This window comes from Glutamicibacter sp. ZJUTW, assembly GCF_008370855.1.
Lineage (GTDB): Bacteria > Actinomycetota > Actinomycetes > Actinomycetales > Micrococcaceae > Glutamicibacter > Glutamicibacter nicotianae.
Genome location: NZ_CP043624.1, coordinates 2,390,389 through 2,403,981 on the forward strand (window position 1 = coordinate 2,390,389; position 13,593 = coordinate 2,403,981).

The 13,593-nt window shown below is 61.5% G+C and carries 9 protein-coding genes; 2 read left to right on the forward strand and 7 right to left on the reverse strand.

The window, feature by feature from the left end:
* Positions 1 to 136: 136 nt before the first annotated feature.
* Together F0M17_RS11260 and F0M17_RS11265 are read right to left on the reverse strand one after the other, a co-directional pair.
* On the reverse strand, positions 137 to 1,288 hold the full coding sequence (locus tag F0M17_RS11260; RefSeq protein WP_066140656.1) for a GuaB3 family IMP dehydrogenase-related protein: 1,152 nt from the start codon (positions 1,286 to 1,288) through the stop codon (positions 137 to 139).
* 174 nt (positions 1,289 to 1,462) lie between these two features.
* Positions 1,463 to 2,779 (reverse strand): BtrH N-terminal domain-containing protein, encoded by a 1,317-nt coding sequence (locus F0M17_RS11265; RefSeq protein ID WP_149597127.1) that lies wholly within the window; start codon positions 2,777 to 2,779, stop codon positions 1,463 to 1,465.
* A gap of 232 nt (positions 2,780 to 3,011) precedes the next feature.
* On the opposite strand from F0M17_RS11265, the gene F0M17_RS11270 reads away from it, so the two are divergent.
* Positions 3,012 to 3,566 (forward strand): hypothetical protein, encoded by a 555-nt coding sequence (locus tag F0M17_RS11270; RefSeq protein WP_149597128.1) that lies wholly within the window; start codon positions 3,012 to 3,014, stop codon positions 3,564 to 3,566.
* A 268-nt stretch (positions 3,567 to 3,834) separates the two neighbouring features.
* Here the strand turns inward: F0M17_RS11270 and guaB are convergent, their stop codons facing one another.
* From guaB to F0M17_RS11295, 5 genes are all read right to left on the reverse strand, one after another.
* Positions 3,835 to 5,340, reverse strand: a complete 1,506-nt coding sequence (gene guaB, locus F0M17_RS11275; RefSeq protein WP_038990687.1) for an IMP dehydrogenase — start codon at positions 5,338 to 5,340, stop codon at positions 3,835 to 3,837.
* A gap of 121 nt (positions 5,341 to 5,461) precedes the next feature.
* Positions 5,462 to 7,615, reverse strand: coding sequence for an acyltransferase family protein (locus F0M17_RS11280; protein WP_210416637.1), 2,154 nt, complete (start codon positions 7,613 to 7,615; stop codon positions 5,462 to 5,464).
* Between the two features lie 499 nt (positions 7,616 to 8,114).
* The gene (groL, locus tag F0M17_RS11285; protein WP_038990688.1) at positions 8,115 to 9,719 is read right to left on the reverse strand and encodes a chaperonin GroEL; all 1,605 of its coding nucleotides are present in this window, start codon (positions 9,717 to 9,719) and stop codon (positions 8,115 to 8,117) included.
* A 33-nt stretch (positions 9,720 to 9,752) separates the two neighbouring features.
* The gene (groES, locus tag F0M17_RS11290; RefSeq protein ID WP_013349608.1) at positions 9,753 to 10,049 is read right to left on the reverse strand and encodes a co-chaperone GroES; all 297 of its coding nucleotides are present in this window, start codon (positions 10,047 to 10,049) and stop codon (positions 9,753 to 9,755) included.
* A gap of 204 nt (positions 10,050 to 10,253) precedes the next feature.
* Complete coding sequence (locus tag F0M17_RS11295; RefSeq protein WP_371737269.1) at positions 10,254 to 11,810, reverse strand: amino acid permease; 1,557 nt, start codon at positions 11,808 to 11,810, stop codon at positions 10,254 to 10,256.
* A 455-nt stretch (positions 11,811 to 12,265) separates the two neighbouring features.
* Between F0M17_RS11295 and F0M17_RS11300 the strand changes: the two genes are divergently transcribed.
* Positions 12,266 to 13,507, forward strand: a complete 1,242-nt coding sequence (locus F0M17_RS11300) for a class I SAM-dependent methyltransferase (RefSeq protein WP_149597130.1) — start codon at positions 12,266 to 12,268, stop codon at positions 13,505 to 13,507.
* Positions 13,508 to 13,593: the final 86 nt, after the last annotated feature.

A 13,593-nucleotide genomic window follows, 5' to 3' on the forward strand; every position in this document is an offset into this window, starting at 1 on the left:
GCAAGGGCGTGAGATTAGCCCTGTTGCCTTATTTTCCGCTGGTGGAACCAACTTGCTTATCCATTAGTTGAGACCCAGCGTGCACATGGCACTGGCCCCGCCCTTCAGCAGAAGAACGGGGCCAGATCGAGATCTGCTAGAAGCGATCCGATTCGTAAGGGGAAAGCACGACATCGACGCGCTGGAATTCCTTCAGCGTCGAGTAGCCGGTGGTGGCCATCGAGCGGCGCAGCGCGCCAACCAGATTCGAGGTGCCGTTGGTCTCATGCGATGGGCCGTGCAGTACCTTCTCCAGCGAGCCGACGGTACCGACCTTGGCGCGGTCGCCGCGTGGGCTGGCTTCGTGAACAGCTTCCATGCCCCAGTGGTAGCCAGCGCCTGGCGCTTCATCGGCGCGGGCCAGCGCGGTACCAAGCATCACTGCGTCGGCGCCCATGGCGATGGCCTTGACGATGTCGCCGGAGTTGCCCATGCCGCCGTCGGCGATGACATGGACGTAGCGTCCGCCGGACTCTTCGATGTAGTCGCGGCGGGCAGCTGCCACGTCGGCAATTGCTGTAGCCATCGGGGCATGGATGCCCAGGGTGCGGCGGGTGGTCGAGGATGCGCCGCCACCGAAGCCGACCAGCACGCCTGCTGCGCCGGTGCGCATCAGGTGCATGGCCGGGGTGTAGCCAGCTGCGCCGCCGACGATCACTGGGACGTCGAGTTCATAGATGAACTGCTTCAGGTTCAGCGGTTCGGTGGTCTTAGAGACGTGCTCGGCCGAGACGGTCGTGCCGCGGATGACAAAGATGTCAACGCCAGCGGCGACCACGGTTTTGTAGTGCTCCTGGGTGCGCTGCGGAGTCAGCGAGCCGGCAACGACAACACCCGAGTCGCGGATCTCGGAGATGCGCGAGGTGATCAGCTCTGGCTGGATTGGAGCCGCATACAGTTCCTGCAGCTTGGCGGTGATCTTGGGGTCGTTGCGGGTCGCCGCTTCGGACTCCAGGCCGGCGATTTCAGCCAGCACTGCTTCCGGATTCTCGTAGCGGGTCCACAGGCCCTCGAGGTTCAGCACGCCCAGTCCGCCGAGCTTGCCCAGTGCAATGGCGGTCGCCGGGGAGGTCACCGAATCCATTGGTGCGCCCAGGATAGGGGTGTCGAACTGGAAGGCGTCGATCTGCCAGGACACCGATACGTCCTTCGGATCACGGGTACGGCGATTCGGTACGATCGCTACGTCGTCCAGGGAATATGCCTTAGTTGCCCGCTTGCCGCGGCCGATCTCAATCTCGTTACTCACCTAACTAGGTTACCAAGATTCCGGGATAATCCCGCTTTTGGCAGTGCGCTGGCCATAGATGATGCGGCGTCGACAGCTTCGAGGCATCCGGCGGCTGGATGCGCACCGGGACAACAATGCCCCGGCATTCGGTGAGCAATATCACCCGATGCCGGGGCGAATGTTGAGCCAGATTTACTTCGCCGTCTTGGCGGCCAGCTGCTTTGCTGTTGCGGCCAAGGCGGTCGCGGCCTGCTCCTCGGCTTCGGCGATCCGCTCTATCGCGTCTGCCAGTAATGCGAAGTGCTCTGCGCGCTGTGAGAATTCGATCTCTGGATCGATCAGGTCAGCGAATTCGTCCCATTGCGCAGACAACTGCTGATACGCATCCACGTGCGCTGCCAGCGCCGAGAGACCCGGAAGTTCGGCTGCTTCGGCAAGGAAGTCGGAGTATAGCCCGCGCAATGCGCCTTCACCGCTGAAGCGCGTATCGGAGAAGAACCCGGCCAGCTGGTCCAGGCCATTGGCCAGCGCTTGCTGGCTTGCGAAGATCTGGGACCAGCCGGTCTTGGACTCGGAATCGCGCAGTCGCGTGGCCAAAGTGCGCATTCCGGTAATGCCGAAATTCTTGGCGAAGTGCACCGGGACCCCGGACAGCTCGCTGGTGCCCAGCAACCGAGCGGTGGTTTCCTCGATAGCCTCCACAGCGTTGGCGGCCAGGGTTTCGGTCTTCGGCGAGCGCGAGGACGGGATCCACGCCTGCCAGTGCTTTTCCTTCTTGCGCATCGCACGGGCGATGGCCAACTCCTTGGGGCTGATCAGGTTCAGGGCACCGGATCCGTCATCGACCAGCAGGTCTTTCTTGTGCTCGCCAACCACGGCGAGGTCCAGGGTCTCGGCTTCATCCACCGTAGTGCCGTCGATCCATGGCAGCGCGCTGATTGCCACGCGAACCACGACGGCGCGGCCTGCGTCCAGGGCGGCGTCCATGTATTCGGCGGCGCGTTCAGCTGAGCCGGTGGTGCGTTCGGTGACCGTGGCACCGCAGCGGGCCAGCAGGTTCTGGGTGTACGGCTCCGGGTTGTGCCGGGTCATCAGGGTTACTGCGGTTTCTTCGCCGCCTTCGTGGGTGAAGGCCATGAAGCCAATGCCGCCAGCAAGGCCAGCCAGCAACGCCTGGCTCAGCGGTTGGCCGGTGTGCTTGTTGGTGACGCCAGCTTGAACCAGCACGCGGTGCCACAGCGCGGCATCGTATTGGATGACATCTTCTGGTGCCGGGTATTCAGGCAACTCGTCAGCCGGCGAAGCTGCCGGAGCTTCCTTGTCCTTCTTGGCTTGCGCCTTGGCCTTCTCGCGTGCTTCCTTGGCGTAGTCGCGTGCGGCCGCTGCGCGGGCTGCCCGCGGGCTTTCAGGCTTGCCGGCCAGGATGTTCTTGCGCGCGGTCGTGTAGCTCTCCCCCGTGCGCTCCATTCGCTGGCGAGTTTGCTTCTTCAGATTGGCTGGCTGGCCCAAATTGATGTCCTTCGTTGACGTTCGCTCACTTGCGGGTGGTTCCCGCGCACCGAGAGGTATTGCCGAGCTTTCATTCTACGTGGGGTCGCTGGTACTGGATGCCTTGTGCACTGTGCTTCTGGACAAGTCAGTCCCACGCATGAGTCCACTAGATCGCGATGAGGCGTCTTTGTCCCTGTGTTCCCTTTGCCTGACGTCTAGGATCACTCCCCTCGTCTTCAGAAAGATAACCGTGCGCAAATCGCTGACCTGTTTGCCTCTGCTTGCCATCGCAGCTCTGGCTTTGGCATCTTGCACTTCTACCGGATTTGAGCAGGTCCGGGCCTCTACAACTGCAGTCGAGCCTGCTCCTGGGCAACAGGAAACATCCGAACTGCCAGCACTTGTAGAACCGACGGCTTCGAAAGCACCCGAGGACTATTCGGACAAAGAGCTGCAGGACTGGGCCGATGAAAAGATGCAGCAATGGATGGACGAAATCAATGAGGGCTGGGAGGACGTTGTCATGGACATCGATGAACCGGAGGATTTACTGAAGTGGTACCCAACGGATCCACATGGGCATATGCTTCCCTTTGAAGCGCCCGAATACGGTGAATTGCTGATTACCCTTGAACCCTATGAGTGGGAAGTCGACGCCCGGTCCGATTTGGCCTATGTAGGCAGCAACACGATGCTTCGGGTCGGAGAACAGGACAAGAACCTTCGCTCTGTCACAGTGGTTACACAAGATGGAGAATTCAAATACGTGGCAACTCGTGAAGATTGGCCTCCATTCGAAAGCTGAAGACGAACCCCATCGGCCACCAGACCTCTAGGAAACTCGATCATCCCTAGCCTGATTCGTTTCTGAACGCATTGCCTGCGGCGTTGCGCCCGTGGGCACCTCGGCTCGTGCCCCGCCGCGAACCGTATTGCTCCTGGCATTGGGCAACCGACCTCCTAGCTGCCACTGTCACGCTGGGCTGTTGACGTGAGAACCCCGGCGAAAGTTGCAACGAAAAACCCCACCAAGCAGAACTCTTTGCTTGGTGGGGTTTCCCTATCAGATGCGTTTAGCGCGAACGGTAGTTCGGAGCCTCAACGGTCATCATGATGTCGTGCGGGTGGGATTCCTTCAGACCTGCAGCAGTGATGCGGACGAACTTGCCGCGTGCCTTCAGCTCCGGAACGGTGCGGCCGCCAACGTAGAACATGGTCTGGCGCAGGCCGCCAACCAGCTGGTGGGTGACTGCGGACAGCGGGCCGCGGTATGGCACCTGGCCTTCGATGCCTTCAGGAATCAGCTTCTCGTTCGATGGGGCATCCGCCTGGAAGTAGCGGTCCTTGGAGTATGAGGTGTTCTTGCCGCGGGTTTCCATGGCGCCCAGCGAACCCATACCGCGGTAGGCCTTGAACTGCTTGCCGCCCATGAAGACCAGATCGCCCGGGGATTCTGCGGTACCTGCCAGCAGGGAGCCGAGCATGACCGAGTCGGCGCCGGCAACCAGTGCCTTGCCGATGTCGCCCGAGTGCTGCAGACCGCCGTCGGCGATCACTGGCACGCCAGCTGGAATCGCGGCCTTGGCTGCTTCGTAGATCGCGGTTACCTGCGGGACGCCCACGCCGGCAACAATGCGGGTGGTGCAGATGGAGCCTGGGCCAACGCCGACCTTGATCGCGTCGGCACCAGCATCGATCAGCGCCTTGGCACCGTCGTAGGTTGCTGCCTGGCCGCCGATGACATCTACGTGCGCAGCGGCTGGGTCCTTCTTCAGACGGGCGATCATGTCGAGCACGCCCTGCGAGTGGCCATTGGCGGTGTCGACAACCAGTGCGTCAACGCCGGCGTCGATCAGGGTCATGGCGCGCTCGTAGCCTTCGCCGAAGAAGCCCACGGCTGCGGCTACGCGCAGGCGGCCGTCCTCGTCCTTGGTGGCCAACGGGTACTGCTCTGCCTTGTCGAAGTCCTTGACGGTGATCAGGCCGGTCAGCTTGCCCTCGTCATCGATCAGCGGCAGCTTCTCGATGCGGTTCTTGGACAGCAGCTCGATAACGGTCTCGCGCGATACGCCTTCCTTGGCGGTGATCAGCGGCATGCCGGTCATGACTTCGTAGACCTTGGTGGTCATGTACTGCTCGCGTGGAACAAAACGGGTGTCGCGGTTGGTGATGATGCCCATCAGCTTGCGGTTCTCGTCGACTACCGGCAGGCCGGAGACGCGGTACTGCGCGCACAGCTCATCCCAGTCGGCCAAGGTGGCACCCGGGTGGACGGTGACCGGGTCGGTGATCATGCCCGATTCGCTGCGCTTGACCTGGTCAACCTGCTTAGCCTGGTCCTCGATGGACAGGTTGCGGTGGATCACGCCGATGCCGCCCTGGCGTGCCAGCGCAATGGCCATTGGAGCCTCGGTCACGGTGTCCATGGCGGCGGAGCTGATTGGCACCTGGATGTTGATGCGCTTGGTGAAGCGAGTGGTGGTGTCCGCCTCCGAAGGAATCACATCCGTCGGGCCAGGCAACAGCAGAACGTCGTCGTAGGTGAGTCCTTCAAAAGCAAAGGGGTTGAACTCAGTCACGTGGAAACCTTTCGGGGCGACAGCGGAGGTTGGTTAAATGGTAGAGCTCTTTTGGCGTTCCAGTTATTCCTTCGTGGCGCACTGTGTTCAAGCTCATGCTTCGCACCGTATCCATGGTGACTTATTCCCAGTTTGTTGCTTCTTTGAAGGAGGTGGCGAACTGGCGCTTGGCGCTGAGCACGAAGGTCTTGGACAGGTGCGAATCGTCCAGATACGTCAGGACATTTCCAATGACAGCTTTGCAGACCCCGTCGGGGCAGAGCAACCCCGTCATGTCGAGGGAAACAACCTGGTTCCCGTAATCCTTCGAATCCAGGAACTGCTCTACAGGGTTCACGCTATTCAAGGCGTAGCCGGCCGAGCCATCGCAGTTGTCCAATTCGCCCTTGTTGGAATCCACGCATTCGGGAATGGAGTAGGTGTAGCGCGGGGTATCGCGCATCGCGATGACGCGGCTTCCCGCATCCAGCAGCGGCTGGATCATCTCGGCGTAGTTGTCCACCAAGGTTTCCTGCTCTCCCGGGCTGCGCAGCATGGCATCCGGGGCAGCAACGGTTTTGCTGGCGGTGGTCAGCACCATTTGCGGCGCCAAATCCGCGACATAGTCCTGCGCGGCATCCTGGAAGTCGGAGCAGGTTTTATCCACGCGATCCGCATCGGAACCGTAGCGGCATCCTGGCTCGTAGACCAGGATCCAGCTTCCGCCGGCTTCCTCGATCATTGCCGATGCCGCCGCAGACCAGTGCTGCATGTGGGAATCGCCGAGCAGCACCAGGTCCGGTGCTCCCCCGTCAAAGTCGCCGCCCTGCTCGCAGAAGTGGATCCGCTTATCCTCGGGGGCGTTGGGCCCTTCGCAGGCGATGCCCGGGGTCTGCCACTCGCCATCCAGTTCGGTGGCCAGCGGCAAGGTCAAGGCAGCAGGCGATGGATCCCAGTCCTCGGTCGCGTTGGCACCGGGGTTGTCGGTATCGGTCTGCGCCGCAGCCAGGGCACGGCGGTGCTCGACATTGTTCTCCCATGCCAGTACAGGGAGGCTGGCTACGCCAATTCCCAATGCAACAACCGCGAACTGGGCGATCAGCTTGAAGCCGGCCTGCGGTATCAAGCGCGAGAAGCTTGGGCTGGCCTGCCAGGCGATGGCCGGCTTCTCAATGAACTTGGTGGTGCACCACGAGGCGCCGATGGATGCCGCGATGAGGATGGCACCAGCCAGGAAGGAGGCCTTCTCATTGCCGGAGACCTCAAGGTAGAAGACCAGCATGGGCCAGTGCCACAGGTACATGCCGTAGGACAGGTCGCCCAGCTTGACCAGCGGGGGCAGTGAAAGCAGGCCGGATGGGTTGGCCCAGCTGCGCGGAGCCGGGGCGGCAATCACCAGCGCGGCGGCGACGGTGGGAACCAGCGCCATGAAGCCCGGGAACTGTCCCTGCACATCGAGCACGGCACCGCTGCCGATCACGGTGACCAGTCCTGCCCAGCCGCCAATGCGGCGGATCTTCTCCGGCAGGGTGGACAGCCATGGCAGGGCCAAAGCCAGCAGCGAGCCGAGCGCGAATTCCCACAGTCGCGCGCCAGTGTGGAAATACGCGACCTGCTGGTTGGTGGCGGTGATGTGGATGGAATATGCCAGCGAGCCTACGAAGATGGCACCGAAGGCGCTGCCGGCTACCAGCGCGAAGCTGCGGCGGGAGAAGAACTTCTTCCAGACCAGTGCGCTGCCGGCGAGCACCAGCGGCCAGATGATGAAGATCTGGCCCTGGACCGACAAGGACCAGAAATGCTGAAGCGGCGAGGCGGCAGCGGTGTTGAATGCGTAGTAGTCCACCTGGTGGTTCGAGAGGTACCAGTTCTGCCAATAGAACAGGGAGGCATTGGACTGGTCAATCAGTTCCAGCCAACGGGTGCTTGGCAGGATGATCCACGCAGCGATGACCACGCCTATGATGACCACCGCGGCTTGCGGGATCAGGCGGGAAAATCGATGCAGCCAGCCGTCCAGCAGGGGCGGGCGCTGCCCGCGGGCAATGCGCCGGGCAGTGGAGGAAGTCAGGAAAAAAGCGGAGAGCATCAAGAAGATGTCCACACCGCCGGAGACCCGGGAGAACCAGATGTGATAGCACATCACCAGCAGGACTGCGAGGGCGCGAAGTCCCTGCAAATCAACTCGGAAACCGGCACGTTCCGTGGTTTTCCGAGGCTGATCCAAGGTATGGGTCACTGGCTGCGCTTTCGTCGGGAACAAGAAATGGTCCTCGGCGCTTTCTTCTCGAATCACGTCAGACAACCAACCATCTTATCAATCCGCACCACGCGTTCTTCCCCATCTAGCGCTTTCCACAACTGTTCTGCCTCGAATGCAGAAAGCTCCCATAGTGCTGACTTGTGATGGTTTAGTTGCGGCTCCTTGGAAAAATGTCACCGGAATTCCGGCGGTTCATGCTCAAAACCATGCATCTCGTGCTATTCCAACATGCAATGGCGCAATTTGCCTTGGGCCCGACACGGCGCAATTGGGATGCCGAAAAGGCAGTTGCTACGGCTCAGGACAGGAAGATGCATGTACTCTGCCAGATGCATGGCGCTCCGCTCGAAGCTTGGCCAAGGGTACTACCTGGCCACAGCTTGGACCCGGCGTGCTTTTCCGGTTCCATGCTTTCCAACCTGTCTCGCTATCTGAAGGCAGCATGGAGAAAGCCGCCACCGGAACCAGCTTGAGGTTGGTCCCGGCGGCGGCTTTCGCGCACGGGCACTATGCCCATGCTTCACGCTTGGCCTTAGTGGCTGTGCGCTTCTTCGTCTGCTTCTTCGGCCTTCTCTGCCACCAGGGTCTCGGTGGTCAGCACCAAGGCCGCGATCGACGCTGCGTTGCGCAGTGCCGAACGGGTGACCTTGACCGGGTCGATGACGCCTGCGTGCAGCAGGTTCTCGTAGACACCGGTCTTGGCGTTGAAGCCTTCGTTGGCGCCGGACTCTGCGACCTTGGAGGCAACTACCGAACCGTCGAAGCCTGCGTTGGTAGCGATCCAGAACAGCGGCTGTACCAGGGCGCGGCGAACAATCGCTACTCCTGCTGCTACGTCGCCTTCGGTGGCCGCGATGCGGGCATCGGTATCCAGCGAAGCCAGCGCGTCAACCAGGGCGGTACCGCCACCGGCAACGATGCCTTCTTCCAGCGCCGCACGGGTCGAGGACACTGCGTCCTCGATGCGGTGCTTGCGTTCCTTCAGCTCGACCTCGGTGGAAGCGCCCACCTTGATTACGCCGATGCCGCCGGACAGCTTGGCCAGTCGCTCGGAGAGCTTCTCGCGGTCCCACTCCGAATCGGTGCGGTTCAGCTCAGCCTTCAGCTGGGCTACGCGCTCTGCCACATCCTCGTCGGTGCCAGCGCCATCAACGATGGTGGTGGAATCCTTGGTGATGGTCACGCGGCGTGCCGAGCCGAGCACCTCGGTGCCGACCTGGTCCAGGGACAGGCCCAGTTCCGAGGAGACAACCTGGGCACCGGTGAGGATGGCCAGATCCTGCATCATGGCCTTGCGGCGGTCGCCGAAGCCTGGAGCCTTGACGGCTACCACGTTCAGCAGGCCACGCAGCTTGTTGACCACCAGGGTGGACAGGGCTTCGCCCTCGACGTCCTCGGCGATGATCAGCAGCGGCTTCTTCGCTTCCAGGACCTTTTCCAGCAGCGGCAGGAATTCTGCCACGGTGGAGATCTTGCCCGGGTTGATCAGGATCAGTGCGTCTTCCAGGACAACTTCCTGGCGCTCCTGGTCGGTGATGAACTGCGGCGAGAGGTAGCCCTTGTCGAACTGCATGCCTTCGGTCAGGACCAGCTCGGTGGCGGTAGTCGAGGACTCTTCGATGGTGATTACGCCATCGGTGCCCACGGTCTTGAAGGCCTTGGCCAGCAGTTCGCCGATTTCATCCGACTGCGCGGAGATCGCGGCAACGTTGGCAACCTTGTCCTCGACGGCCACGGCGTTTGCTGCCAGTGCGTCAGAGACGATCTCGACAGCCAGTTCAATGCCCTTGCGGACATCGCCCGGAGCGGCGCCAGCGGCGACGTTCTTCAGGCCTTCCTTGACCAGGGCCTGGGCGAGCACGGTGGCGGTGGTGGTGCCGTCGCCTGCTACGTCATTGGTCTTGGTGGCTACTTCCTTGGCCAGCTGCGCGCCAAGGTTCTCGTATGAATCTTCCAGATCGATCTCACGCGCAATGGTGACACCGTCGTTGGTGATGGTCGGGGCGCCCCAGGTCTTGGCAAGCACCACGTTGCGGCCGCGTGGGCCGAGGGTGACCTTCACCGTGTTTGCGAGCTTATCGATGCCCGCTTCGAGGGCGCGTCGTGCATCCTCGTTGAATGCTAGCTGCTTAGCCATGCATTTTCTCCTGAAACTTTAGAGAGGTTGGCGTTACTTTACGACGACTGCCAGTACGTCGCGAGCCGAGAGCACCAGGTACTCTTCGTTGCCGACCTTGACCTCGGTTCCGCCGTACTTCGAGTACAGGACTACGTCGCCTTCTGCGACGTCCAGAGGAATGCGGTTGCCGTTGTCGTCGATGCGGCCTGGGCCTACTGCAACTACGGTGCCTTCCTGCGGCTTTTCCTTAGCGGAGTCTGGGATGACCAGGCCCGAAGCGGTGGTGGTTACGGCTTCGACCTGCTTGATGACAATGCGGTCTTCGAGCGGCTTGATGGAGACAGACATGGTCTCTCCTTTTCGTGTATGAACCAATGGTTGTAGGGGTGCGCCCTATGGCATTGGACCAACCGTCGTCGCGGTGCCAGTTGGTGGTATCCAGTCAGGCGGTGTGCCACGCTGCAAGCTGCAGATGCAACTTCCAATGCGACACCCACACATGACTTTAGGACGAGCTTTAGCACTCGGTCAAGGTGAGTGCTAATCATTGCCCTAGTTCTTCATACCGGTTCGCGCAGAGCGCACAGCCGCGGACTCCTCGATGTCCTCCGGAGCATTCAGGTCCATCTCGGTGAGCTTGACCAGCTTGGACTTGGTCACCATGCGATGCACCAGCCACAGCCCGAGGAACAGCGGCAAGCCGATATAGGCCGAGAGCACTTCCAGGGCATGGCCTGCGAGCACCGCTTGGTAGTTCTGCCCGATGATCACTGCGATGAGCATCAGGAACGCGACTATCGGCCCCAGTGGGAAGAGCGGGGCCACATAGGGCAGGTCCTTTGCGCTGTAGCCCTGCGCGAGGTAGCCGCGGCGGAACCGGTAATGGGAGACGGCGATGCCCACCCAGACGATGAACCCGCACAGGCCCGAGACGTTCAGCAGCCAGGTATAGGCCGCACCCTGGCCAACCAGCGCGGTGAGGAATCCGAACAGGCCGACCGCGGCGGTGGCCAGCAGCGCCATGATCGGCACGCCGCGAGAGTTGGTGCGCCCGAAGATTTTCGGTGCCTTGCCGTCATGGGCCATGGCATAGAGCATGCGGGTCGACGCGTAGAGCCCGGAATTGCCGGCTGACAGGATGGCGGTGAGGATGACGGCATTCATGGCAGCCGCGGCAAAGGCGATGCCGGCCCGCTCGAAGACCAGGGTGAACGGCGAGGACGCCACATCCGCTTCGCCGCTGGCCAGCAGGCTCGGGTCGGTGAAGGGAATCAGGCAGCCGATGATGAAGATGGCGCCAATGTAGAAGAGCATGATGCGCCAGAACACCCGGCGGATGGCCTTGGGCACTTCGCGGCGCGGATCCTTGGCCTCGCCGGCGGCTACACCCACCAGCTCGGTGCCCTGGAAGGAGAAACCGGCAATCATGAAGACCGAGACGATGGACAGCCAGCCGCCATGGAAAACATCCCTGCCTTCGCGCCAGTTCGCCAGGGGATCGGCGTGCGATCCGAGGACGCCGAAAATCATCAGCACGCCGGCGGCCAGGAAGGCGATGACGGTGGCCACCTTGATCAGGGCGAGCCAGAACTCGCCCTCGCCGAAGGCCTTGGCAGACAGCGCGTTCAAGGCGGTCAGCGCAACCAGGAAGACTCCGGCCCAGACCCAACCGGGAACATCGGGCAGCCAGAAGCTCATCACAATGCCGGCTGCGACCAGTTCCGCCGCGACGGTGATGGCCCAGTTGAACCAGTAGTTCCAGCCAATGGCGAATCCGAAGGACGGAGAGACGAAGCGGGTGGCGAAGGTCTGGAAGGATCCTGCCACCGGGATCTTCGCGGTCATCTCGCCCAGGGACTGCATGAGCAGGTACACCATGAGTCCTACGGCCGCATAGGCCAGCAATGCGCCGCCGGGTCCCGCCTGGGCAATCGTGCCGCCCGAGGCCACGAACAGCCCGGTGCCGATGGAACCGCCAATGGCGATCATCTGCAAGTGCCGGCTGCTCATGCCGCGCTTGAGCTGGTTCTGCGCCAGAGGCGCCGGATCCCCCGGCGTAGCGGCCGCGGTCTTTTGGTCGATAGTCGACGTCGTTGTCGTTCGCTGCATAGGTTTCATCACAGGTGCCATACAACACCAGTCGCGCGACGGAATGCGACGCGGATCACTTCACGTTTTGCGGAAGGCGTTTGCCCGCTTGCCGGCAATACTTCTCCACGGTCCAGATAACCGGTGCACGGCGACGGTGAACTGTAGAACAGCGAGAGCTCTACTTGTTAGTCGGATGCACCAGATGGCAATAAGGATTACGCTTTCTAACTAATTTGATGCTCATGAAAAAGCATCCCTTTCTCTAGCGCGTTTCGGATTTCAGATCCTCCGGCTTCAAGATGCTTCTTTCCAGGGTGCTCCCGGCCCGCGTACCAAGTCGCGGCAATGCCTTCTCGGTGATTCTGTGAATTCCGAATATGACGCGCTTTTGTCACATAGATCACGTTCTTTGCGGCCTGGACGCACCACGATGCCCGCACATGCCCGAGGCTCATCGACGATAGTCTTGGTTCATGGCCCAGGCTTCAAATGACTCCACGCTGATTGAACAATTCGCCGCTCTGCTTTCGGAAGATGGCTGGAAGCTGCTTTCCACCATCGATCCATCCATGGTGGCTTCAAAGGATGCCGCCTGGACGCTGAACGAGAAGCTGCGCAAGGAGGGCCACGACCCCAAGGTGGTCCGCGCTGTCATGGCCCAGGCCGAGCTGCGATTCAGGGCTCGGGTGAAATTCGGCCCATTCGCCGATTCGCTGGTCCTGACCCCGGCCGGATTGGAGCAAGCGACCCGCCTGACCATTGCCGGGCTGCATGCACGCCGCTACACGAATGCCGGATCCACCCATGTGGCAGACCTCGGATGCGGCATCGGCACCGATTCGATTGCGCTTGCCAGCGCAGGACTGCAGGTCACCGCCGTTGAGCTGGATGAAACGACTGCGGCCGCCACAACCTTGAACCTGATGCCCTTTGACAACGCCAAAGTAATCCACGGCAGTGCCGAGGATACGGACCTGACCGGCATTGATGGTGTCTGGCTGGATCCTGCGCGGCGCACCGACGTGAAAGGGAGCACCCGTCGGCTCTTCGACCCCGAGGCGTTCTCCCCTCCGCTGTCTTTCGTGGAGAAACTGGTGGACTCGGGGCTGGATGTCGGAGTGAAGCTGGGCCCTGGCCTTCCTCATGAAGCGATCCCGGAGAATGCCGAGGCGGTCTGGATCTCGGACCATGGCTCGGTCATCGAGGCCTGCCTCTGGTTCGGCAAGCTGAAGCGCAAGGACATTGCCCGCGCCGCGCTGGTGATCGACAAGGACGGCGCCCACGAATTGTCCAGTGCTGAAACTGCAGAGAATGACCAGCCAGCACCGGTAGGCGACTTGCAAGCGCACATCTACGAACCAGATGGCGCAGTGATCCGCTCCCACCTGATTTCGACGTTGCTGGAGCAGACTGGCGGTCATCTGCTCGATGAGCATATTGCCTACTTCACCCATGAGCAGCAGATTTCCACGCCGTTTGCGCGCGGCTACAAAGTCCTGGCAGTCCACGACTACAACGTCAAGAAGCTGCGCAGCTGGGTGAAATCAAACGGCATCGGCACGCTGGATATCAAGAAGCGCGGAGTCGACGTCACTCCGGAAGAACTGCGGCGCATTCTGCTAGCGGGCACTCCCAAGAGCGCCAAGAACAAGGCCACGCTGATCCTGGCCCGTCTGGGAGACAAGCGCGTAGCATTCGAGGTCATCCCGCACTAATCTAGGGTGACGCAGGTCCCACCGGAACATTGCCCTGGCGGGAGCGGCGCAATACATACAATAATTATGGAGAATCACCGGGCAAT

What these genes read in the sequence shown, in the direction of transcription:
- groL (WP_038990688.1), bottom strand. Translation starts at nt 9,719, where the DNA reads ATGGCTAAGCAGCTAGCATTCAACGAGGATGCACGACGCGCCCTCGAA.
- F0M17_RS11295 (WP_371737269.1), bottom strand. Translation starts at nt 11,810, where the DNA reads ATGCAGCGAACGACAACGACGTCGACTATCGACCAAAAGACCGCGGCC.
- groES (WP_013349608.1), bottom strand. Translation starts at nt 10,049, where the DNA reads ATGTCTGTCTCCATCAAGCCGCTCGAAGACCGCATTGTCATCAAGCAG.
- F0M17_RS11300 (WP_149597130.1), top strand. Translation starts at nt 12,266, where the DNA reads ATGGCCCAGGCTTCAAATGACTCCACGCTGATTGAACAATTCGCCGCT.